Raw genomic sequence first — 452 nt, forward strand, 5'->3', positions numbered from 1 at the left:
ACCGGAGCGCCGAGTTCCTTGGCGGCGGTGAGGGCGCGGTTGGTGACGTCCTTGAGGCCGGTCGCGTCGATCTCGGCGATGAGAAGAGTGGTCATGATAGAGGTTTCCTTCTCGGCTCAGATGACGCCGGCTTCGTTCTTGAGCTTGTCGACCAACTCGGCCACCGAGGCGACCTTCTTGCCGGCCTGGCGGGCCGCCGGCTCCACCGTCTTCACCACCGTCAGGCGCGGGGCGATGTCGACGCCGAGCGCCTCCGGGCTGGTCTCGTCGATCGGCTTCTTCTTGGCCTTCATGATGTTGGGCAGCGAGGCGTAGCGCGGCTCGTTGAGGCGCAGGTCCGTGGTGATGATCGCCGGCAGGTTGAGCGCAACCGTCTGCAGGCCGCCATCGACCTCCCTGACGACGTCGATCTTGTCGCCGCCCACCTCGAGCTTGGAGGCGAAGGTGCCCTG

At 66.4% G+C, this 452-nt stretch carries 1 pseudogene; it reads right to left on the minus strand.

Annotated features, from left to right (window positions below):
* Positions 1–116 precede the first annotated feature (116 nt).
* A pseudogene (locus tag BA190_RS34830) lies at positions 117–452 on the minus strand (electron transfer flavoprotein subunit beta/FixA family protein); the annotation flags it as partial.

Source organism: Labrys sp. WJW (assembly GCF_001676615.1).
In the GTDB taxonomy this organism is placed as follows: domain Bacteria; phylum Pseudomonadota; class Alphaproteobacteria; order Rhizobiales; family Labraceae; genus Labrys; species Labrys sedimenti.